This window comes from Enterobacter sp. 50793107, assembly GCF_001463365.1.
Taxonomy (GTDB): Bacteria; Pseudomonadota; Gammaproteobacteria; order Enterobacterales; family Enterobacteriaceae; genus Enterobacter; species Enterobacter cloacae.
On record NZ_LNII01000070.1, the window covers coordinates 49,621 to 71,033 of the forward strand.

Sequence of the window (21,413 nt, forward strand, 5' to 3'; positions counted from 1 at the left end):
TCATTAATGATTAGAGTGACGCGGTTATCCGTTCCCGCCAGCCTCGCTGGTGTTTATTAAGGAAAGTTTCATTTATGGTCAATCTTCGCCAGCCCAGGGATGTTGCGCAAATTTTGCTGTCGGTGCTGTTTCTGGCCCTCATGATTATTGCGTGTCTGTGGATTGTTCAACCTTTCATACTTGGCTTCGCCTGGGCTGCGACGGTGGTCGTGGCGACCTGGCCGGTGCTGTTACGTTTGCAGAAACTGCTGTTTGGCCGCCGCGGTCTGGCGGTACTGGTCATGACGCTGCTGCTGTTCCTGCTGTTTATTATTCCGATTGCGCTGCTGGTGAACAGCCTTGTCGATTCCAGTGGCCCGGTTATTCGCGCCGTCACCAGCGGTGATTTAACGCTGCCGGATCTCGCCTGGCTGAACAGCATTCCGGTGGTAGGCGCCAAACTTTACAGCGGCTGGCACAGCCTGCTGGAGATGGGCGGCAGCGCGTTGATGGCGAAAGTGCGTCCGTATATTGGCACCACCACCACCTGGTTTGTGGGTCAGGCGGCACATATTGGTCGCTTTATGATGCACTGTGCGCTGATGCTGGTCTTCAGCGCCCTGCTCTACTGGCGCGGTGAGCAGGTAGCGTTGGGCGTACGCCATTTCGCTACCCGACTGGCCGGTAAACGCGGCGATGCCGCGGTTCTGCTGGCGGCGCAGGCCGTGCGGGCGGTTGCGCTTGGGGTGGTCGTCACGGCGCTGGTGCAGGCGGTGCTGGGCGGTATCGGCCTGGCCATTTCTGGCGTGCCGTACGCTACCGTCTTTACGGTGGTGATGCTGATGACCTGTCTTGCGCAGCTGGGGCCGTTGCTGGTGCTGGTCCCCAGCATCATCTGGCTTTACTGGACGGGGGATACCACGTGGGGAACCGTTCTGCTGGTCTGGAGCTGCGTGGTCGGCACCATGGATAACGTGATTCGTCCCATCCTCATCCGCATGGGCGCGGACCTGCCGCTGATCCTGATCCTCTCCGGCGTCATTGGCGGGTTAATCGCCTTTGGGATGATCGGTCTGTTTATTGGACCGGTGCTGCTTGCCGTCACCTGGCGTCTCTTCTCCGCCTGGGTACACGAAGTGCCGCCGCCGGGCACCGACCCGGATGTGATTTTGAGCGAGCTCGAAGAGCTGGAAGAGAAGAATACGCAGTAAAAGGGGTTGCCGGGTGGCGTGACGCTTACCCGGCCTACATTCTCCCCGGCAATACTTAAACGTTGCTAAACTATTTATTCGTTGCGCACTGGTCCGACCCGCCTTTTTTGCTCTAAGTCCGCTATTCACCTCAAGAAATCTTTACTTCTCTTTAACTATTGAGACGAATCTGATCGACGCTCAAGGTTGGCATGCCTACTATTAGCTCACGGTTATAAATCAACACCTTGATTTATAAGCATGGAAATCCCCTGAGTGAAACAACGAATTGCTGTGTGTAGTCTTTGCCCATCTCCCACGATGGGCTTTTTTTTATCCTGGCTACGCGTGCTGAACCTGACAGGTGCTTAGCATGCGCCATTCAGCAGGCAGCACCCGCGTCTCTCCCGTCACATTGACCGTCACCACGTCGCGAATATCCGCCGACGATGCTCCCACCTGTAGCTCAAACTCGCCCGGCTCGACAATGCGTTTGCCGTCCCGACGGGTAAAGTTGAACATCTCCACGGGCAGCGTAAAGGTGAGCGTGGCCGTTTCGCCCGGCGCGAGCGCCACGCGCTGGAACGCTTTCAGCTCCTGAAGCGGCCGCACCTGCGTGGCAACCTTATCCCGGACGTACACCTGCACCACCTCGCTGCCGCTGCGTTCACCGCGGTTGGTGACGTCAATACTCAACACAACCTCGCCGTCCACCGGTAAGCTGTTTTGCGCGAGGCGTGCTGCGCCCCAGTTAAATTGCGTCCAGCCAAGGCCGAAACCAAAGGGATAGCGGGAGCCAAAGTGGAACGCGAATGGCGTGCCGCCGCTTTTCAGCTTGTGGTTGTAGTAGTATGGCATGGCGCCCGCACTTTTCGGCACGCTCACCACCAGACGTCCCTGCGGCTCCGCGCGGCCGGTTAACACATCGGCAATTGCCCAGCCCCCTTCCTGCCCAGGTGCCCAGGCCATCATCAGCGCCGCGACCTTATCTTCCAGCCCCTGAAGATTGTACGGCCGCCCACCGGTCATCACGACAATCACCGGTTTGCCCGTGGCGACCAGGGCTTCCAGCAGCTGTTGCTGAACGCCAGGCAGGTTCAGGGAATCGGTATCGGATCCTTCCCCTACCGTGCCGCTCTGGAACAAACCGGCGAGGTCGCCGACGCAGGCCACCACCACGTCGCTCTCCTGCGCGGCGTTCACGGCTTCGGGGATCAGCGCGGTACTTTGCGACACCGGCGACTGCTGCATCGGTTTGCCCCCGCTGTCACCCGGGAAGACCGGCGCGCCCGCCATTCGTTTTTCGATGATGTGACACCCTTTGGCATAACGCACGTTCGACGCGCCCAGATAGTGCTCCAGCGCCGCGCGCGGAGTCGTCACCTGTGACGTTTCGTCAACCATATCGCTGATAATCAAATGCACCGGGAAGCTGTAGCCGCTGAGCAACGCCAGCGGATCGTCCGCCGTGGGGCCCACCACCGCCACGCGGGGTTTGCCGCCGAGAGGCAAAATGCCGTTATTCTCCAGCAGCGTCAGCGAACGGGTCGCCACCTCACGTGCAACCTGCCGGGTAGTCTCATTTTGCAAATCAATGCCGCTTTCATCGGCATACGGGTTTTCAAACAGGCCGAGACGGAATTTTTCGGTCAGCACGCGTCCTACAATCTCGTCCACTTTCGCCATGGAGATCAGACCACGCTCGACGGCCTCGGCCAGATGGCGGGCGCAGTCATCTTTCGGCAGCTCAACATCAAGCCCGGCATTAAAGGCCAGCGCGGCGGATTCGGTCGCATCATGCGAGACCCCGTGATGCTGATGTAGCAGGCTGACGCCGCCATAGTCCGCCACAACGATCCCGTCAAAGCCCCACTGTTCGCGCAGGACGGTGGTCAGCAGGAAGTGGTCACTGTGCCCCGGCTGATTGTCGATATCGTGGTAGGCAGGCATCACCGACCCGGCATTGGCCAGCTTCACCGCCATTTCAAACGGCAGCAGGAAGGTATCATTCAGTTCGCTAAAGCCCAGATGAACCGGGGCATGGTTGCGCGCTCCCTCGCTGAACGAGTGGCCCACATAGTGCTTAAGCGTGGCCAGCAGATCGCGTTTATCGCCCTGCAGCCCTTTAACGTAGGCCGTGGCCATCACACCCACCAGCCAGGGATCTTCGCCAAAGGTCTCTTCCGTGCGCCCCCAGCGCACATCGCGGGAGACATCCAGCACCGGGGCCAGCCCCTGCTGGCAGCCCACGGACCGCGCCTCTTTGCCTATCTGCTCGGCTGCCCGCTGCACCAGCGCCGGATCCCAGGTTGAACCGTAGTTGAGCGATGACGGGAACAGCGTGGCCGCTTTGCACAACAACCCCACCAGACACTCCTCATGGAACAGCGCCGGAATGCCGAGCCGCGTCTCTTCCATCATCATGCGCTGCAGACGGTTGGCGGCGCGCACGCCGGTTTGCGCATCAACGATATGGGTACCCAGCGGACGGGTAATCTGCCCGACGCCCAGCTTAAGCCGTTCGCTGAGCGAGGCCTGTTCACTCACCCCCGCGAATTCGTCACTCAAGTCGCTGCGTTCACGGTGGTTGCCGTTTTCATCGAGGATCAACCAGTACGCGTGCATCTGGGCGAACTTCTCTTCCGGGGTCATGCGTGCCAGCAAGTCGGCGACGCGCTCGTGCACGGGACGTCCCGCGTCCTTATAGATTGCAGTCATGTTTTACTCCTGTAGGGCGGAAGGGGCAGCCGGGCTGAGTTGCCCTGCTTCTGGCCGCACGTCGCGCTTGCTGGCCAGTTCGCGGGCGATGGAATCCACCAGCCGACTGTTGAGTTTGTAGATGGCAAGCAGCGCGACCATGCAGAGGAACAGCACGCACGGAATGAGGGTAAACAGTGCGTTAATGGTCGTGAGTACGTGCGGCGTCTGGGTTGCCTGGCCTGGCGCGTAATCCACCATCCCGAGCACCCAACCCACCACTGCCCCACCCAACGCCAGACCAAATTTGATGGCGAACAGCGCGGTGGAGAAGACCAGGCCATCGAGCCGGCGACCGCTGCGGTGCTCTTCATAGTCGACCACATCGGAGAACATGGTCCACTGCAGCGGCGTGGTCAGGTTCTGGATGAAGCTAAAGACAATATTGAGGCCGAAAATCAGCCAGACCTGTGAAGGCGGAAGGAAGAAGATAAGCGCCCCAAAAATCACGAAGGAAATAATGGTCCACTGATAAGCACGTACGCGGTCAAATTTCCCCAGCAGCCGTTCGGATAATAATGCGCCACTTAAGGAGGCCACCATCCCGGAGACGATAAAGGCAAACACCAGTTCCGGACGCAACAGCACATAATTCACGTAATACATCGTGGCAGAGCCGCGCGTCACGACCGCCGTTAACAGCAAAATATTAAACAGGAACACAATTCGCCACTGGCTGTTCCCGGCCAGCAGTTTTAAATCGGTGAGCATGGAGCCAGAAGTATCATTCCGCGGAGAATAGCGCTCGCGGGTCATCAGGAAGCAGCAGAAGAATAAAATAATCCCCAGTAATCCCATCAGGCTCATGGCATAGAAATAGCCTTTCTGTACGTTGCCCTGTCCAAGATGCGAAACCAACGGCAAAGCGATAACCGTCACAATCAACCCGCCGATAAACGACAGGCCAAAGCGCCACGACTGCAGCGAATGGCGCTCGCGCGGATCCAGCGTCAGCGCGCCCGGCATGGCGCAGTAAGGGACGTTAATGGCGGAATAGATGAGGCTTAAAATCCCGTAGGTCACACAGGCATAGACGATTTTCGCCGTGGGCCCGACGTCGGGAACGTAGAACGTAATGAGGCAGCTCACGCCAAACGGAATGGCAAACCACAGCAGCCATGGACGGAAACGACCGTGACGCGTTTGGGTGCGATCCACCAGCGCGCCGATACAGGGATCAATAAAGGCATCGACCACGCGCACCACTAAAAACATGGTGCCCATAATGGCCGCAGGTAAACCGAAAACGTCTGTATAGAAATAAGCAAGAAATAACGTCGCTGTTTGCCAGACCAGCGCACTGGCCATATCACCTAAGCCATAACCTATTTTATCTTTGGTACGCAGTACAGAGGAGATTGTCATTTGTTATTTGCCTTTTTATCAGGTTAAAACGTATTTCAACCAGTTGCGCAAAATCGTGTTGATTTGCGCGGTAAGGCTCAAGTATTAGCAACCCTTTGCGTGCTAACAATTGTCTAAATTAACAGACAAATTATGATATTTGGTTTTTTACTTTATTTGTGATGGGGAGCAAATATAAGCGGAAATAAAAAAGGCGAGGATTATTTCCCTCGCCTTTTCAGATACGGAAGACGTTACTTGTTCAGTTCAGCCAGGCTCAGCCAGGTTTGCACCACGGTGTCCGGGTTGAGGGAAAGACTGTCGATCCCCTCTTCCATCAGCCAGGCCGCGAAGTCTTCATGGTCAGAAGGGCCCTGGCCACAAATCCCGACGTATTTACCCTGTTTCTTCGCCGCACGGATGGACATCGACAGCAGGGCTTTCACCGCCTCGTTGCGTTCGTCGAACAGCTCAGAGACCACGCCGGAGTCACGGTCCAGACCCAGCGTCAGCTGCGTCATGTCGTTCGAACCGATAGAGAAGCCGTCGAAGTGCTCCAGGAACTGCTCTGCCAGCAGGGCGTTGGACGGGATCTCACACATCATGATGATCTTCAGCCCATTTTCGCCGCGCTTCAGCCCCTGACGCGCCAGCTCGTCCACCACCGCTTTCGCCTGGTCCACGGTACGTACGAACGGGATCATGATCTCAACGTTAGTCAGCCCCATGTCGTTGCGCACGCGTTTTACCGCTTCACACTCCAGCGCGAAGCAGTCGCGGAAGCTGTCGGAGACATAACGTCCGGCCCCACGGAAGCCCAGCATCGGGTTCTCTTCTTCCGGCTCGTAACGCTCGCCGCCCACCAGGTTGGCGTATTCGTTAGACTTAAAGTCCGACAGACGCACGATCACGCGCTTCGGATAAAACGCCGCACCGAGCGTCGCGATCCCTTCGGTCAGACGGCCAACATAAAACTCTTTCGGCGAGTCGTAGCCTTTCATCATCTCGCGGATTTCGTTCTGCAGCTTTGCGTCCTGGTCGTCAAATTCCAGCAGCGCGCGCGGGTGAACGCCAATCATACGGTTGATGATGAATTCCAGACGCGCCAGGCCCACGCCTTCGTTCGGCAGGCAGGCGAAGTCAAACGCGCGGTCCGGGTTACCGACGTTCATCATGATCTTCAGCGGCAGGTCCGGCATGGTATCGACGCTGGAGCTTTTCACGCTGAAGTCGAGGATGTCGGCATACACGTAGCCGGTATCCCCTTCGGCACAGGAGACGGTCACGTTCTGTCCGTCCTTCATGCGTTCGGTTGCGTCACCGCACCCGACAACCGCCGGGATCCCCAGCTCGCGGGCGATGATCGCCGCGTGACAGGTACGCCCGCCACGGTTGGTGACGATAGCCGCGGCTTTCTTCATGATCGGTTCCCAGTCCGGGTCGGTCATGTCGGTTACCAGCACGTCGCCCGGTTCAATGCGGTTCATCTCGCTGATATCGTGGATCACTTTCACCGGACCGGCACCAATGCGGTGACCAATCGCGCGGCCTTCCGCCACGATTTTGCCCTGCGCGTGGAGGGTATAACGCTCCATCACCTGGCCGCGGGAGCGAACCGTTTCCGGGCGCGCCTGGACGATGAACAGCTTGCCGGTGTGACCGTCTTTGGCCCATTCGATGTCCATCGGACGGCCGTAGTGTTTTTCAATCTGCACCGCCTGCTTCGCCAGCTCCTGCACTTCGGCGTCGGTCAGGGAGAAGCGGTCGCGCAGCTCCTGCGGTACATCTTCAATCTTCACCTGCTTGCCATGCTCCTGGGTCGGGGCATAGATCATGCGGATTTTTTTCGAGCCCATGGTGCGACGAACCACCGCCGGACGGTTGGCGGCAAGCGTCGGTTTGTGGACGTAGAATTCGTCAGGGTTCACGGCCCCCTGCACCACCATCTCACCCAGACCCCACGCGGAGGTGATGAATACCACCTGGTCGAAGCCGGATTCGGTATCAATGGAGAACATCACGCCGGAAGAGCCCACGTCGGAACGCACCATACGCTGTACGCCCGCAGAGAGCGCGACGCCACGATGGTCATAGCCCTGATGCACGCGATAGGAGATAGCGCGATCGTTAAACAGGGAGGCGAACACGTGTTTCACCGCCACCAGTACCGCATCATATCCCTGAACGTTCAGGAAAGTTTCCTGTTGTCCGGCGAACGAGGCATCCGGCATGTCTTCTGCGGTTGCAGAGGAGCGCACGGCGAAAGAGGCCTGCGCATCATCAGCGGAGAGCTGGTTGTACGCATCGTGAATGGCTTTTTCCAGTTCCGGCTGGAAAGGTGTGTCGATAATCCACTGGCGGATCTGCGCCCCGGCTTTAGCAAGCTCGGTAACGTCATCAATATCCGTTTTATCCAGCAGGTCGTAAATGCGCTGGTTTACACCGCTCTGGTCTAAAAACAGGTTAAACGCATCGGCGGTCGTGGCAAACCCGTTTGGTACGGAGACACCCATACCGGACAGATTTGTAATCATTTCACCCAGGGAGGCATTTTTGCCCCCAACTCTGTCTACATCATTCATGCCGAGTTGGTTATACCAAAGCACCAGCGGTGACGAGCCATTGTTGGACATCGAAACAATCCTTTTATGATATTTGATCGGAGTAAGAAACACCTGACTACGTATTTATACTGGCATATTTATTTACGCTAAAAAAACGGTGAATCGTGTAAGCAATTTAAATTTTCAACTTTTCGGATACTTTCCCTCCACCGGATAAGCCGATGATTCCTATATATTCAGCCAAAAACCACAAAAATGACGTCGCTATTTGAAAAATGAAATCCACTTTTCAGGAAAATCAAAAACACCATTTCATTTTAAATTCAGATAACTTCTTTGCTGTGCAATTAACTTTTTTAATTTATGCTTTCAGACAATTAGGTCCGATATTCAGGGTGGATAAAATGGATAATGCTGTCGATCGCCACGTTTTTTATATTTCTGATGGTACGGCGATTACCGCCGAGGTGCTGGGGCATGCGGTGATGTCACAGTTCCCCGTTTCGATTAACAGCATCACGCTGCCGTTTGTGGAAAATGAGAGCCGCGCGCGGGCGGTCAAGGACCAGATTGATGCCATTTACCAGCAGACGGGCGTACGCCCGCTGGTGTTCTACTCCATCGTGATCCCGGAAATTCGCAACATCATTCTGCAAAGCGAAGGCTTTTGTCAGGATATCGTGCAGGCGCTGGTGGCCCCGCTGCAGAGCGAGCTGAAGCTCGACCCGACCCCCATCGCACACCGAACCCACGGGCTGAACCCTGGCAACCTGACCAAATACGATGCGCGTATCGCCGCCATTGACTACACCCTGGCGCATGACGACGGCATCTCGCTGCGAAACCTCGACCAGGCGCAGGTCATTTTGCTGGGCGTCTCGCGCTGCGGCAAAACCCCGACCAGCCTCTACCTGGCGATGCAGTTTGGTATTCGTGCCGCCAACTACCCGTTCATTGCCGATGATATGGACAATCTGGTGCTGCCTGCCGCCCTGAAGCCGCTGCAGCACAAGCTGTTCGGGCTGACCATTAACCCGGAGCGCCTTGCCGCCATCCGCGAAGAGCGCCGCGAGAACAGCCGCTACGCCTCCATGCGCCAGTGTCGAATGGAGGTCTCCGAAGTGGAAGCACTGTACCGCAAAAACCAGATCCCTTGGCTGAACAGCACCAACTATTCGGTCGAAGAGATCGCCACCAAAATTCTCGACATCATGGGTCTTAATCGCCGCATGTACTAATATGCTAGTACATTAGCTCAGATTCAGGTATCATCCACCACATCCTCGGGGCGGAGCCGCCCCGAACTTGAAATCAGCAGGGATTGGTTTAAGGTGATGCCCATCACTTCCCGGTAGTCTGCCGATGAAGCAAAAAATTTCTGAGACATTCCATGAATAAAACCGACGAACTCCGCACAGCGCGCATTGACAGCCTGGTTACACCGGCTGAACTGGCACAGCGGCATCCACTTTCCGCAGGCGTTGCGGAACATGTTACGGCCTCGCGCCGACGCATTGAAAAAATTCTTAATGGTGAAGACAAACGTCTTCTGGTGGTAATTGGCCCCTGCTCGATCCATGACCTGGACGCGGCGATGGATTATGCAAAACGGCTACAGGGGCTGCGGGAAAAACACCAGCATCGCCTTGAGATCGTGATGCGGACCTACTTTGAAAAACCCCGCACCGTGGTGGGCTGGAAAGGATTAATTTCAGACCCCGATCTCAACGGCAGCTATCGCGTTAACCATGGGATTGAGCTAGCACGTAAGCTGCTTTTGCAGGTGAACGAGCTGGGCGTTCCCACGGCCACCGAGTTTCTCGATATGGTGACCGGCCAGTTTATCGCCGATCTGATCAGCTGGGGCGCGATTGGCGCGCGGACCACCGAGAGCCAGATCCACCGTGAAATGGCCTCTGCTCTCTCCTGCCCGGTCGGGTTTAAAAACGGAACCGATGGCAACACCCGGATTGCGGTCGATGCGATCCGCGCTGCGCGTGCCAGCCACATGTTCCTCTCGCCGGATAAGAGCGGCCAGATGACCATCTACCAGACCAGCGGCAACCCGTACGGGCATATTATTATGCGCGGCGGCAAGAAACCGAACTATCACGCCGGGGATATTGCCGTGGCCTGTGAAACGCTGGCCGAGTTCGATCTGCCGGAACATCTGGTGGTGGACTTCAGCCACGGTAACTGTCAGAAACAGCACCGTCGCCAGCTGGATGTCTGCGATGAGATCTGCCAGCAGATCCGCAGCGGTTCAAGCGCCATTGCGGGCATTATGGCCGAAAGCTTTATCCGCGAAGGCACGCAGAAAATCGTGTCGGGTCAGCCGCTGGTTTACGGCCAGTCGATCACCGACCCGTGCCTGAGCTGGGAAGACAGCGAACTGCTGCTGGAGAAGCTGGCGTCGGCGGTAGATTCGCGCTTCTGATGTTATTGTCGGGTGGCGCTGCGCTTACCCGACCTACGATACGTGCCCTTCTCCCTCTCCCTGTGGGAGAGGGCCGGGGTGAGGGCATCAAACCGCACTTCACCCCCAAATTTGATCCTCTCACCCTTTTTTCACAAAAACGCTTGCCGCGAATTTGCAGTTTATTGATAATGATTATCATTGTTACATTGATTGTTATTTATAAACATTATGTCACGTACGGATAACACTGCGGCAACGCCGCCAAAAACAGACACAGCATCCGCCCCCGCCGAGCGTCGCATTGACAGCAAAACCCTGCTGGGCGATGAGGGACGGGTCATTATCGAGCATGACGGTCAACGCTACCTGCTGCGCCAGACCCATGCCGGAAAATTGATCCTCACAAAATAAACAACACAAAAACTCCGCCAGCCACCCAGGTGAACCCCAGGCAGCCAGCGCTTTCAATTCTTAATGGAGAGTTGCTATGCCACACCTGCCTTCCGCGCCTTTACGTCCGTCACTTCTGGCGCTGGCGATTGTCAGCACCCTGCCGGGCGTCGCGTTTGCTACCACAGATGAAATGACCGTGACCGCCACGGGTAACGCCCGTAGCGCCTTCGAAGCCCCCATGATGGTGAGCGTGATTGACGCCAGCACACCGGATAAACAAACTGCCAGCTCGGCAGCCGACCTGCTGCGTAACGTCCCCGGCCTGACGCTCGATGGCACCGGACGCACCAACGGCCAGGACGTTAACCTGCGCGGTTATGACCGTCGCGGCGTGCTGGTACTGGTTGACGGCGTGCGCCAGGGAACCGACACCGGCCACCTGAACAGCACGTTCCTCGATCCGGCGCTGATTAAACGTATCGAAGTGGTGCGCGGTCCGTCGGCCCTGCTGTACGGCAGCGGCGCGCTGGGCGGTGTGATTGCCTATGACACCGTCGATGCCAAAGATCTGCTTGAGCCGGGTAAAAACAGCGGCTATCGGGTGTTCGCTACCGGTGCGACGGGCGATCACAGCATCGGCATGGGGGCCAGCGCCTATGGCCGCACCGATACCCTGGACGGGCTGCTCTCCTGGTCTAGCCGGGATCGTGGCGATCTGCGCCAGAGTGACGGCACCACCGCCCCGAACGACGAATCCATTCAGAACATGCTGGCGAAGGGCAGTTGGAAAATCGACGCGGCCCAGAGCCTGAGCGGCTCCCTGCGCTATTACAATAACGCCGCACAGGAGCCGAAAAACCCGCAAACCAGTGCAGCAGACAGCAGCAGTAACCCGCTGACCGACCGCTCCACCATCCAGCGTGACGCACAGCTCGGCTATCACCTTGCCCCACAGGGTAACGACTGGCTGAACGCCGACGCGAAAATTTACTGGTCCGAAGCGCGTATCAACGCCCAGAACATCGACGGCAGCGGTGAATTTCGCAAACAGACCACCAAAGGCGGCAAAGTGGAGAACCGCACCCGCCTGTTCAGCGATTCCTTTGCCTCACATCTGCTGACCTACGGCGGTGAGTATTATCGTCAGGAGCAACGCCCGGGCGGGGCAACAACGGGCTTCCCGCAGGCACAAATCGATTTCAGCTCCGGCTGGCTGCAGGATGAAATCACCCTGCGCGACCTCCCCGTGACCCTTCTTGGCGGCACGCGCTACGACAACTACCGCGGCAGCAGCGACGGCTACAAAGATGTGGATGCCGATAAGTGGTCCTCCCGTGCCGGGTTAACCGTCAGCCCGACCGACTGGCTGATGCTGTTCGGCTCTTACGCGCAGGCGTTCCGCGCGCCAACCATGGGCGAAATGTATAACGACGCCAAACACTTCTCCATTGGCCGCTTCTATACCAACTACTGGGTGCCCAACCCCAATCTGCGCCCGGAAACCAACGAAACGCAGGAGTATGGTTTTGGTCTGCGCTTTGATGATCTGATGCTGGCCAACGATGCGCTGGAGTTTAAAGCCAGCTATTTCGATACCAACGCCAAAGACTACATCTCCACCACCGTCGATTTTGCGGCGGCGACCACCATGTCATATAACGTCCCGAACGCCAAAATCTGGGGCTGGGACGTGATGGCGAAATACTCCGCCGACCTGTTCAACCTCGACCTCGCCTATAACCGCACGCGCGGAAAAGATACCGACACGGGCGAGTACATTTCCAGCATTAACCCGGATACCGTCACCAGCAAGCTGGATATTCCGCTGGCACAAAGCGGCTTCTCCGTCGGCTGGATCGGCACCTTTGTCGATCGCTCAACGCACATCAGCAGCAGCTACAGCGAGCAGCCCGGCTACGCGGTTAACGATTTCTACGTGAGCTACACCGGCCAGGCGCAGCTTAAAGGCGTCACCACGACGCTGGTGCTGGGCAACGCCTTCGACAAACAATACTGGTCGCCACAGGGTATTCCGCAGGATGGCCGAAACGGGAAGATTTTCGTCAGTTATCAATGGTAATCCCCGCCCCGGCTGGCCGGGGCAATGCTTTGAGAGGAAAAGACAATGAATCACTACACACGCTGGCTTGAGCTAAAAGAAGAAAATCCGGGTAAGTACGCGCGCGACATTGCAGGTTTAATGAACATCAGCGAAGCCGAGCTGACCTTCGCCCGTGTGGGCCATGACGCCTGGCGCCTGCGCGGTGATGCCCGCGAGATCCTGGCCGCGCTGGAAGCGGTGGGCGAAACCAAATGCATCTGCCGCAACGACTACGCCGTTCACGAGCAGGTCGGCGCCTTTACACATCAACACCTGAGCGGCCACGCCGGGCTGATCCTCAACCCGCGCGCGCTGGATCTGCGCCTGTTCCTTAACCAGTGGGCGAGCGTATTTCACATCAGCGAGGCCACCGCCCGCGGTGAGCGGCAGAGCATTCAGTTCTTCGACCACCAGGGCGACGCCCTGCTGAAGGTTTACGCCACGGATAACACCGACCTCACCGCCTGGGGCGATCTGCTCACCCGCTTTATCTTTGCCGGGAATCCGCCGCTGGCGTTGAAAACGGCCGATGTCCCGGCTCACGCTGAAAACCCGGACGCCTCGCTCGTGGACACAGAGTGGCGTGCCATGACCGACGTGCATCAGTTCTTCAGCCTGCTCAAGCGCCACAACCTCAGCCGCCAGCAGGCGTTTCGCCTGGTGGGCGACGATCTGGCCTGCAGGGTCGACAACACCGCGCTGGCCCAGCTGCTGGAAACGGCGCGCCAGGACGGGAACGAAATCATGATTTTCGTCGGCAACCGCGGCTGCGTGCAGATCTTCACCGGCGTGGTGGAAAAACTGATGCCGATGAAGGGCTGGCTGAACATCTTCAACCCGGCTTTCACCCTCCATCTGCTGGAAGGCGCCATCGCAGAATCCTGGGTCACGCGCAAACCGACGGCTGACGGGCATGTCACCAGCCTGGAGCTGTTTGCCGCCGACGGCACGCAGATTGCCCAGCTGTACGGCCAGCGGAGCGAAGGCGAACCCGAGCAGAGCCAGTGGCGCAGCCAGATCGACGCCTTAACGGCAAAAGGGCTGGCCGCATGAAAAAATGGCTTGCCCTGATCAGCGCTCTGCCGCTGCTGGCATTTGCTGCGCCGCAGGAGAAAATCGTCGCGCTCGGCGGCGACGTTACCGAGATTGTCTATGCGCTCGGCGCGGCGTCTTCGCTGGTGGCACGCGACAGCACCAGCCAGTGGCCACAGGCGGCGAACACGCTGCCGGACGTGGGCTATCTGCGCCAGCTAAATGCCGAAGGCATTTTGTCCATGCGCCCCACGCTGGTGCTGGCCAGTGCACAGGCACAGCCGTCTCTGGCGTTAAAACAGGTAGAGCAGAGTCACGTCAGGGTGATCACCGTTCCGGCAGGCAATGACCTCAGTGTTATCGATGAAAAGGTTCGGGTTATCGCTGAGGCGACACACCGCGAGGCAGAAGGGAAAACCCTGCGCAACTCGCTGCGTCAGGCGCTGTCGGCGCTTCCCGCGTCACCGCTCAATAAACGGGTGCTGTTTATTCTCAACCACGGCGGGATGACCGCGATGGCCGCCGGGCAACAAACCGCGGCGGATGCTGCCATTCGTGCGGCAGGGCTGCAGAACGCGATGCAGGGCTTCACTCGCTATCAGCCGCTGTCTCAGGAAGGCGTTATCGCCAGTCAGCCCGACCTGGTGGTGATCTCGCAGGATGGCGTGAACGCTCTGGGTGGGGCGGATGCGGTGTGGCAACTGCCCGGTCTGGCACAAACTCCAGCGGGACGTCACCGGCAGATGCTGGCCATCGACGATATGGCGCTGCTGGGCTTTAGCGTGCGAACGCCACAGGCGATCCAGCAGTTACGCCGTAAAGCGGAGCAACTGCCCTGATGTCCCGACGCGCCGTACTGGCATTGTGGTTGCTGGCCGCGCTCCTGGCCGTCATGACGCTGGCGGCCAGCGGTGTGGGCGCGTTGCGCCTGCCGGTCAGCCTGCTGTGGAGCGGCAGCGACGACGCGCTGCGTCAGATCTGGCTGACAATCCGCCTGCCCCGCGTGCTGCTGGCGCTGGCGATCGGCGGTTCGCTGGCGCTGGCTGGCTGCGTGATGCAGGGACTGTTTCGTAACCCGCTGGCCGATCCGGGCCTGCTGGGGATCAGCAGCGGCGCAGCACTCGCTGTTGCGCTGTGGGTGGTTATTCCGCTCTCGCTGCCCGCGCTGGTGATGCTGTACGCCCCGATGCTGGCGGCGTTTCTCGGCGCGCTGGCCGCCACATTCGTCATTTTCCTGCTTAGCCGGCAACGTGACAGTTCCCTGTCGCGACTGCTGCTGGTGGGGATTGCCATAAATGCCCTGTGCGGGGCGGCCGTCGGCGTGCTGTCATGGCTCAGTAATGATGCCCAGCTTCGCCAGCTCTCACTCTGGGGCATGGGCAGCCTCGGCCAGGCCCAGTGGTCAACGCTGCTGGCCGTCTGCTCACTGATGGTTCCCACCGTGCTGGTTATCTGGCGCCTGGCTGGCGCACTTAATTTGCTGCAGCTTGGCGAGGAAGAGGCGCACTACCTCGGGGTGGAGGTGGCCGTTGTACAGCGGCTCCTGCTGCTGTGCAGCGCCCTGCTGGTGGCCGCCGCGGTGGCCGTCAGCGGTGTCATCGGCTTTGTTGGCCTTGTGGTGCCACACCTGGTGCGCATGTGGCTGGGGGCCGACCACCGGGCGGTGATCCCCGGCTCAGTACTGGCCGGTGCGTTACTGTTGCTGGCTGCCGATACGCTGGCACGTACCCTGGTCGCCCCGGCGGAAATGCCGGTCGGTTTATTGACCAGTCTTCTCGGTGCGCCGTGGTTCCTGTGGCTTATCTTTCGTCGCGGAGGTGCGCATGGCTGAACGCTACTGTGCGGAAAATATTGTCTTTCACGCCGGGCAACGGACGCTGATCGACGACGTGTCGCTGACCCTCTCTCAGGGCGAACTGGTGGCGTTGATTGGCCCCAACGGTGCCGGGAAATCGACCTTGTTACGCCTGCTTACCGGCTATCTCAAACCCGCGAGCGGACGGTGCAGTCTGGCGGGAACGCCGCTTACGGCCTGGCCGCCGGACAGACTCTCCCGCTACCGGGCGGTCATGCGCCAGAATACCCAGCTCGGATTCGACTGGCCGGTAGAAGCGGTGATCGGGATGGGGCGAGCGCCGTGGACGCGACGCCCTGAGGCGTCGGTGATTGAGGAGGTGATGGCTATCTCCGGCTGTTTACCGCTGGCGGGCAGGCAGTTTGCGGCGCTCTCCGGCGGGGAGCAGCAACGCGTCCAACTCGCCCGCGTGCTGGCACAGCTCTGGTGCGACGGTGCGCCGCGCGGCTGGCTGTTTCTGGATGAACCCACGTCCGCGCTGGATCTTTACCACCAGCAGCATCTGCTGCGCCTGCTCTCTTCCCTGACCCGTCGGGGGCATTTGCATGTCTGTGTGGTGCTGCACGATCTCAATCTGGCGGCGCTGTGGGCGGATCGGATCCTGCTGTTACATAACGGCAAAATGGTCGCTCAGGGGGCCCCGGAGGCGGTTCTGCAGGCCGATACGCTGACGCGCTGGTACGGCGCGCAGGTGCAGGTTGGCCGACACCCGGCTCATGCTGCACCTCAGGTATTTCTCGCCCCCTGATCGGGCTGATAAAAATCTTTCAGGGTTTCCAGCAGGGCATGCGCCGCTTTTGAGAGCTGCGTGTGCCCTGGATGGATCACCCCGATACATTTTTCTATCGGCGGGCTGTCCAGCGGAATGCAGACCGCACCCAGCGATGTCATCTGCGCCTCGCACAGCGCCGGTACGGCACTGCCGCCCAGCCCGCTGGCGACCATCCTTCCTACCGTCACCAGCTGATGGCTCTCCAGCGCCACCTCCAGCTTGCGGCCGCTACGGGCCAGCTCCTCTTCCATCATCAGGCGCACCGCCGAGGGGCGCTGCAGGGTAATGAAATCCAGCGTCAGCAGTTCATTCCAGGAGAGGCGTTTTTTCACCGCAAGGGGGGACGCTTTCGGCACAATGGCGACAAACCGGTCGAGGCCCAGCGGCGTAAACAGCAGGTTATGCGTCGGCGCTGGTTCAAAGGCGATCCCCATCTCGACCCGCCCTTCCCGCACCATCTCAATCACCTGTTCGTTGATGACATCATGCACGGTGACGTTGATCCCGGCATGGCGATCGCGAAACGCTTTCAGCACCTCCGGCAGGACGTTAGCCGCAAACGACGGCATGGCCGCGACCGAGATTTTGCCGCGCTGCAACGTAAAGCACTGGTGCATTGCCTCTTCCACGTTATCCCAGTCAGCCAGCAGCTGCCGCGCCATCGGTAAAAAGGTTTCGCCCTCCTGCGTCAGGGTGACCTTACGCGTGCTTCGCTGCAGCAGCGGGCCCCCCAGCGCATCCTCCAGCCCTTTAATCGTCAGGCTGAGGGCAGGCTGAGAAAGATTTAACCGTTCGCTGGCGTGCGCAAAATTGAGAGTGTGAGCTACCGCTAAAAACGCGCGTAACTGTTTGACACTCATTCTCATTTTTCATCCTGTTAACTAATTGAAAAAATTTAGTTAACAGGAAATTAATAAAAAAACCAAATGAGTGAGTCACAAATTCAAAATTAACAAAAGAGTCGTCGCCCCCAATGATACCGCCACGGACAACAGGAGGGATGGCTATGGCAGGACTGGATAAACGCGTCGGCAGCTATGCGCAGGCGCTGGAGGGGCTGGCGGACGGGATGACATTGCTGGCGGGCGGCTTTGGCCTGTGCGGTATTCCTGAAAATCTGATTGCGGAAGTCAAACGCCGTCAGGTGCAGGGCCTGACGGTGGTATCGAACAACTGCGGCGTGGATGGTTTCGGGCTCGGGCTGCTGCTGGAGACGCGCCAGGTGCGGAAGGTGGTGGCGTCTTACGTCGGCGAGAACGCGCTGTTCGAACAGCAGGTGCTGAGCGGCGAGCTGGAGGTTGAGCTGACGCCCCAGGGCACGCTGGCCGAAAAGGTGCGCGCGGGCGGGGCCGGTATTCCGGCATTTTACACGGCCACCGGCTATGGCACGCCCGTGGCCGCCGGGAAAGAGGTACGTCAGTTTGCCGGTAAGCACTACATCCTTGAAGAAGCTATTACCGGCGATTTTGCGCTGATCAAAGGCTGGAAAGCGGACTGGTACGGCAACGTTATCTACCGCCACACCGCGCAAAATTTCAACCCGCTGATGGCCACCGCAGGACGGATAACCGTGGTGGAGGTGGAAGAGATTGTCCCGCCGGGTGAGCTGCCGCCGTCCGCCATTCACACCCCGGGAATTTACGTCGACAGGCTGATTGTCGGCCAGTTTGAGAAACGCATTGAACAGCGCACGCTGCGCGCAGAGGGAGTCTGACCATGTTAACCCGCGAACAGATGGCCATGCGCGTCGCCCGCGAGCTGCGCGACGGTTACTACGTCAACCTGGGGATCGGTATCCCGACGCTGGTGGCGAACTACATCCCCGCCGGCATGGACGTGATGCTCCAGTCAGAGAACGGACTGCTGGGGATGGGGGAATTTCCCGATGCGCAGAGCCTTGATGCCGACATGATTAACGCTGGTAAGCAGACCGTTACCGCACGAACCGGTGCCGCCATTTTCGACTCGGCCCAGTCCTTCGCCATGATCCGGGGGGGTCACGTCGACCTCACGGTGCTCGGGGCGTTTGAGGTGGACGTGGAAGGCAACATCGCCTCGTGGATGATCCCCGGAAAGATGGTGAAAGGCATGGGCGGCGCCATGGATCTTGTCGCCGGGGCGCAGAACATCATTGTCGTGATGACCCACGCGTCGAAGAGCGGTGAGTCCAAACTGCTGTCGCGCTGCACGCTACCGCTCACCGGCGTGGGCTGCATCCGCCGGGTGTTAACCGACCTGGCCCTGCTGGAAATTAAAGACGGTGCGTTCATTCTGCGTGAATACGCCCCCGGCGTCGGCATTGACGAGATCGTCAGCAAAACTGCCGGAAAAATCATCGTGGCGGACGACGTTCGCGAAATGCGCTTTAGCTGAGGACTCAACATGAAAAACGTCATGATAGTCGGGGCAACGCGAACGCCGATTGGCAGTTTTCGCGGTTCGCTCTCTCCCCTTTCCGCCGTTGAACTTGGTGCTGTCGCGGTGCGCCGCCTGCTTGAGGAGAGCTCGCTTTCGGCAGGTGACACAGACGAACTGATTTTTGGGCAGGTGCTGACGGCAGGCTGCGGACAAAACCCGGCACGTCAGACGGCTATCGCCGCCGGGCTGCCCGTCAGTACCCCTGCCACCACGGTCAATCTGGTCTGCGGCGCGGGGCTGAAGGCGGTACAGCTTGCGGCACAGGCTATCCGCTGTGGAGACGCAGAGGTGGTGATCGCGGGCGGTCAGGAGAGCATGAGCAATGCCCCTTACCTGCTGGATGGCGCCCGTTCCGGGCTGCGTTTTGGCCACACGGGCCTGCAGGACAGCATGATCGTCGACGGCCTGTGGGATGCGTTTAACGATTACCACATGGGGATCACTGCGGAAAACGTCGCCCGGCAGTACGGCATTTCACGCGAACAGCAGGATGCCTTCGCCGCCGGGTCACAGCAAAAGGCGGCGTCTGCCATCGAATCTGCTCGCTTTGAGGCCGAGATTACCCCGGTAACGGTGAAACAGGGCAAGAAGCCGCCATTGGTTATTCGTCATGACGAACAACCCCGGCCAGGAACCACCGCAGAACAGCTTGCGCAACTGCGCCCCGCGTTTCGCCAGGAGGACGGCACGGTCACGGCGGGGAATGCCTCCACCCTGAACGATGGCGCCGCCGCGGTGTTGATGATGAGCGAAGAAAAAGCGCGGGCGAGCGGACTACCGGTGCTGGGCCGGATCGTGAGCTACGCCGTTACCGGGGTCGACCCGTCCGTAATGGGCATCGGCCCCGTCAGCGCCTGCCAGACCGCGCTGGCGCGGGCAGGCTGGACGCTGGATGAGGTGGATCTCATCGAAGCCAACGAAGCTTTTGCCGCGCAGGCGCTGGCGGTTGGTAACCTGCTTGGCTGGGATGCGCGCAAGGTGAATGTTAACGGTGGCGCTATCGCGCTGGGCCATCCGATTGGTGCATCCGGCTGTCGGATCCTTGTGACGCTGCTGCATGAGATGCAGCGCCGTGACGCCAAAAAAGGGCTGGTCACTCTGTGCATAGGCGGCGGGCAAGGCATTGCGCTGACCGTCGAGCGTTAAACCTCTCGTGAGTACCCGAATATAACAACAGTAAGGAGTCGCAATGAGTGTGTTAATTGCCCTGGCGGCGCTGGCGCTGCTGATGCTGGCGGCCTATCGCGGATATAGCGTTATTCTTTTTGCGCCCATTGCGGCGCTGGGTGCCGTGCTGTTAACCGACCCGGGCGCTGTCGGCCCGACGTTTACCGGCCTGTTTATGGAAAAGATGGTGGGCTTCGTCAAGCTCTACTTCCCGGTGTTCCTGCTGGGCGCCGTGTTTGGCAAGCTGATTGAACTCTCCGGCTTCTCACGATCCATTGTTGCCGCAGCCATTCAAATCCTTGGCCGCCGCCACGCCATTCCGGTGATTGTGCTGGTCTGCGCACTGTTAACCTACGGCGGCGTGTCACTCTTTGTGGTGGCGTTTGCCGTTTATCCTTTCGCCGCCGAACTGTTTCGCCAGAGCGGGATCCCCAAACGGCTGATCCCGGCGACCGTGGCGCTGGGGGCATTCTCGTTCACCATGGACGCCCTGCCCGGCACGCCGCAGATCCAGAATATTATCCCCACCAGCTTCTTCGGCACTAATGCCTGGGCTGCCCCCTGGCTGGGGCTGATTGGCTCGCTGTTTATTATCTGCTTTGGCCTGCTCTGGCTGGAGCGCCAGCGGCGGAAAGCGCTCAATAACAATGAAGGTTACGGCACGGATCTGAAAAACGAACCGGAAACGCCGGATAACATTAACCTTCCCCATCCGCTGATTGCGATTTCCCCCCTGCTGGTGGTGGGGATCCTCAACCTGCTGTTTACCCGCTGGATCCCCGGCTGGTATGGCACCAGCCACGAGCTGACCCTGCCCGGGCTGGCAAAGCCGATTGTGACCGAGGTCAGCAAGATCACCGCCATCTGGGCCGTGGAAGCTGCGCTGATTTCCGGTATCGTGCTGGTGCTGATCTTTGGTTTTCGCAACATCCGGGGACGTCTGGCGGAAGGCAGCCGGACGGCAGTGAGCGGCGCGATCCTGGCGGCGATGAATACCGCTTCGGAATATGGTTTCGGTGCAGTTATCGCCGCCCTGCCCGGCTTTCTGGTCTTATCCCACGCGCTGGCGGCTATTCCGAACCCGTTACTGAATGAAGCGATCAGCGTGACCGTTCTCGCCGGGATCACCGGTTCGGCTTCAGGTGGGATGAGCATTGCGCTGGCGGCCATGGCAGACAGCTTTGTCGCCGCCGCCCATGCCGCGAATATTCCGCTGGAGGTCCTGCACCGGGTGGCTTCTATGGCCAGCGGTGGCATGGATACACTCCCCCATAACGGCGCGGTGATTACGCTGCTGGCCATCACCGGTCTTAGCCATCGTCAGGCCTATGGCGGTATTTTCGCCATCACGATCATCAAAAGTCTGGCGGTGCTTTTTGTCATTGCCGTGTTCTATCTCACCGGCATTGTGTAAGGAGAATA

At 59.1% G+C, this 21,413-nt stretch carries 17 protein-coding genes and 1 other RNA gene; 14 read left to right on the plus strand and 4 right to left on the minus strand.

All coding sequences use genetic code 11. The annotated features are described in order from the left end of the window. The first annotated feature begins 74 nt into the window (after window positions 1–74). Complete coding sequence (gene ydiK, locus APU11_RS09775; RefSeq protein WP_013096976.1) at window positions 75–1,190, plus strand: AI-2E family transporter YdiK; 1,116 nt, start codon at window positions 75–77, stop codon at window positions 1,188–1,190. A 208-nt stretch (window positions 1,191–1,398) separates the two neighbouring features. Beyond that, window positions 1,399–1,506: antisense sRNA RprA (gene rprA / locus APU11_RS09780), an RNA gene on the plus strand. 5 nt (window positions 1,507–1,511) lie between these two features. On the opposite strand, the gene APU11_RS09785 is transcribed toward rprA, so the two are convergent. The 3 genes from APU11_RS09785 to ppsA all read right to left on the minus strand — a co-directional run bounded on the left by APU11_RS09785 (window position 1,512) and on the right by ppsA (window position 7,903). Next, entirely contained in the window at window positions 1,512–3,887 is a 2,376-nt protein-coding gene (locus APU11_RS09785; protein WP_045902872.1) for a glycoside hydrolase family 3 N-terminal domain-containing protein, read from the minus strand. A 3-nt stretch (window positions 3,888–3,890) separates the two neighbouring features. Continuing rightward, window positions 3,891–5,291 (minus strand): MFS transporter, encoded by a 1,401-nt coding sequence (locus APU11_RS09790; protein WP_013096978.1) that lies wholly within the window; start codon window positions 5,289–5,291, stop codon window positions 3,891–3,893. A gap of 233 nt (window positions 5,292–5,524) precedes the next feature. Next, entirely contained in the window at window positions 5,525–7,903 is a 2,379-nt protein-coding gene (ppsA, locus tag APU11_RS09795; RefSeq protein ID WP_013096979.1) for a phosphoenolpyruvate synthase, read from the minus strand. A gap of 335 nt (window positions 7,904–8,238) precedes the next feature. On the opposite strand from ppsA, the gene ppsR reads away from it, so the two are divergent. The 8 genes from ppsR (at window position 8,239) to APU11_RS09835 (ending at window position 16,382) form a co-directional block, all read left to right on the plus strand. Beyond that, window positions 8,239–9,072 carry a posphoenolpyruvate synthetase regulatory kinase/phosphorylase PpsR gene (gene ppsR, locus APU11_RS09800; protein ID WP_023620693.1) on the plus strand — a complete coding sequence of 278 codons (834 nt, stop codon included), beginning with the start codon at window positions 8,239–8,241 and terminating at the stop codon, window positions 9,070–9,072. Between the two features lie 152 nt (window positions 9,073–9,224). Then, window positions 9,225–10,271 carry a 3-deoxy-7-phosphoheptulonate synthase AroH gene (gene aroH / locus APU11_RS09805; RefSeq protein ID WP_058651496.1) on the plus strand — a complete coding sequence of 349 codons (1,047 nt, stop codon included), beginning with the start codon at window positions 9,225–9,227 and terminating at the stop codon, window positions 10,269–10,271. Between the two features lie 210 nt (window positions 10,272–10,481). Beyond that, window positions 10,482–10,664 carry a hemin uptake protein HemP gene (gene hemP / locus APU11_RS09810; RefSeq protein WP_020688348.1) on the plus strand — a complete coding sequence of 61 codons (183 nt, stop codon included), beginning with the start codon at window positions 10,482–10,484 and terminating at the stop codon, window positions 10,662–10,664. A gap of 76 nt (window positions 10,665–10,740) precedes the next feature. Next, window positions 10,741–12,726 carry a TonB-dependent hemoglobin/transferrin/lactoferrin family receptor gene (locus APU11_RS09815; RefSeq protein WP_038980292.1) on the plus strand — a complete coding sequence of 662 codons (1,986 nt, stop codon included), beginning with the start codon at window positions 10,741–10,743 and terminating at the stop codon, window positions 12,724–12,726. Between the two features lie 45 nt (window positions 12,727–12,771). Next, the gene (gene chuS / locus APU11_RS09820) at window positions 12,772–13,800 is read left to right on the plus strand and encodes a hematinate-forming heme oxygenase ChuS (protein WP_058651495.1); all 1,029 of its coding nucleotides are present in this window, start codon (window positions 12,772–12,774) and stop codon (window positions 13,798–13,800) included. Then, window positions 13,797–14,618: a hemin ABC transporter substrate-binding protein gene (locus APU11_RS09825; protein ID WP_058651494.1), complete on the plus strand. Its 822-nt coding sequence runs from the start codon at window positions 13,797–13,799 to the stop codon at window positions 14,616–14,618. The genes chuS and APU11_RS09825 overlap by 4 nt, the downstream gene beginning before the upstream one ends. Beyond that, window positions 14,618–15,610, plus strand: coding sequence for an iron ABC transporter permease (locus APU11_RS09830; RefSeq protein WP_013096986.1), 993 nt, complete (start codon window positions 14,618–14,620; stop codon window positions 15,608–15,610). The genes APU11_RS09825 and APU11_RS09830 overlap by 1 nt, the downstream gene beginning before the upstream one ends. Continuing rightward, a complete protein-coding gene (locus APU11_RS09835; RefSeq protein ID WP_058651493.1) occupies window positions 15,603–16,382 on the plus strand; it encodes a heme ABC transporter ATP-binding protein in 780 nt (259 codons plus the stop codon). The genes APU11_RS09830 and APU11_RS09835 overlap by 8 nt, the downstream gene beginning before the upstream one ends. On the opposite strand, the gene APU11_RS09840 is transcribed toward APU11_RS09835, so the two are convergent. Then, window positions 16,361–17,272: a LysR family transcriptional regulator gene (locus APU11_RS09840; protein WP_013096988.1), complete on the minus strand. Its 912-nt coding sequence runs from the start codon at window positions 17,270–17,272 to the stop codon at window positions 16,361–16,363. The two genes, APU11_RS09835 and APU11_RS09840, sit on opposite strands and share 22 nt — an antisense overlap. 140 nt (window positions 17,273–17,412) lie before the next feature. Here APU11_RS09840 and APU11_RS09845 point away from each other — a divergent pair, with 140 nt between their 5' ends. Genes APU11_RS09845 through APU11_RS09860 form a run of 4 tightly spaced genes read left to right on the plus strand, consistent with a single transcriptional unit; the run spans window position 17,413 to window position 21,405 of the window. Further along, window positions 17,413–18,120, plus strand: a complete 708-nt coding sequence (locus APU11_RS09845; RefSeq protein WP_013096989.1) for a CoA transferase subunit A — start codon at window positions 17,413–17,415, stop codon at window positions 18,118–18,120. Between the two features lie 2 nt (window positions 18,121–18,122). Beyond that, window positions 18,123–18,779, plus strand: coding sequence for a CoA transferase subunit B (locus APU11_RS09850; RefSeq protein WP_020688356.1), 657 nt, complete (start codon window positions 18,123–18,125; stop codon window positions 18,777–18,779). 9 nt (window positions 18,780–18,788) lie between these two features. After that, on the plus strand, window positions 18,789–19,970 hold the full coding sequence (locus APU11_RS09855) for an acetyl-CoA C-acetyltransferase (RefSeq protein ID WP_038980282.1): 1,182 nt from the start codon (window positions 18,789–18,791) through the stop codon (window positions 19,968–19,970). A gap of 43 nt (window positions 19,971–20,013) precedes the next feature. Next, window positions 20,014–21,405, plus strand: a complete 1,392-nt coding sequence (locus tag APU11_RS09860) for a GntP family permease (RefSeq protein WP_013096992.1) — start codon at window positions 20,014–20,016, stop codon at window positions 21,403–21,405. Window positions 21,406–21,413 lie beyond the last annotated feature (8 nt).

What these genes read in the sequence shown, in the direction of transcription:
- ydiK (WP_013096976.1), top strand. Translation starts at nt 75, where the DNA reads ATGGTCAATCTTCGCCAGCCCAGGGATGTTGCGCAAATTTTGCTGTCG.
- APU11_RS09785 (WP_045902872.1), bottom strand. Translation starts at nt 3,887, where the DNA reads ATGACTGCAATCTATAAGGACGCGGGACGTCCCGTGCACGAGCGCGTC.
- APU11_RS09790 (WP_013096978.1), bottom strand. Translation starts at nt 5,291, where the DNA reads ATGACAATCTCCTCTGTACTGCGTACCAAAGATAAAATAGGTTATGGC.
- ppsA (WP_013096979.1), bottom strand. Translation starts at nt 7,903, where the DNA reads ATGTCCAACAATGGCTCGTCACCGCTGGTGCTTTGGTATAACCAACTC.
- ppsR (WP_023620693.1), top strand. Translation starts at nt 8,239, where the DNA reads ATGGATAATGCTGTCGATCGCCACGTTTTTTATATTTCTGATGGTACG.
- aroH (WP_058651496.1), top strand. Translation starts at nt 9,225, where the DNA reads ATGAATAAAACCGACGAACTCCGCACAGCGCGCATTGACAGCCTGGTT.
- hemP (WP_020688348.1), top strand. Translation starts at nt 10,482, where the DNA reads ATGTCACGTACGGATAACACTGCGGCAACGCCGCCAAAAACAGACACA.
- APU11_RS09815 (WP_038980292.1), top strand. Translation starts at nt 10,741, where the DNA reads ATGCCACACCTGCCTTCCGCGCCTTTACGTCCGTCACTTCTGGCGCTG.
- chuS (WP_058651495.1), top strand. Translation starts at nt 12,772, where the DNA reads ATGAATCACTACACACGCTGGCTTGAGCTAAAAGAAGAAAATCCGGGT.
- APU11_RS09825 (WP_058651494.1), top strand. Translation starts at nt 13,797, where the DNA reads ATGAAAAAATGGCTTGCCCTGATCAGCGCTCTGCCGCTGCTGGCATTT.
- APU11_RS09830 (WP_013096986.1), top strand. Translation starts at nt 14,618, where the DNA reads ATGTCCCGACGCGCCGTACTGGCATTGTGGTTGCTGGCCGCGCTCCTG.
- APU11_RS09835 (WP_058651493.1), top strand. Translation starts at nt 15,603, where the DNA reads ATGGCTGAACGCTACTGTGCGGAAAATATTGTCTTTCACGCCGGGCAA.
- APU11_RS09840 (WP_013096988.1), bottom strand. Translation starts at nt 17,272, where the DNA reads ATGAGAATGAGTGTCAAACAGTTACGCGCGTTTTTAGCGGTAGCTCAC.
- APU11_RS09845 (WP_013096989.1), top strand. Translation starts at nt 17,413, where the DNA reads ATGGCAGGACTGGATAAACGCGTCGGCAGCTATGCGCAGGCGCTGGAG.
- APU11_RS09850 (WP_020688356.1), top strand. Translation starts at nt 18,123, where the DNA reads ATGTTAACCCGCGAACAGATGGCCATGCGCGTCGCCCGCGAGCTGCGC.
- APU11_RS09855 (WP_038980282.1), top strand. Translation starts at nt 18,789, where the DNA reads ATGAAAAACGTCATGATAGTCGGGGCAACGCGAACGCCGATTGGCAGT.
- APU11_RS09860 (WP_013096992.1), top strand. Translation starts at nt 20,014, where the DNA reads ATGAGTGTGTTAATTGCCCTGGCGGCGCTGGCGCTGCTGATGCTGGCG.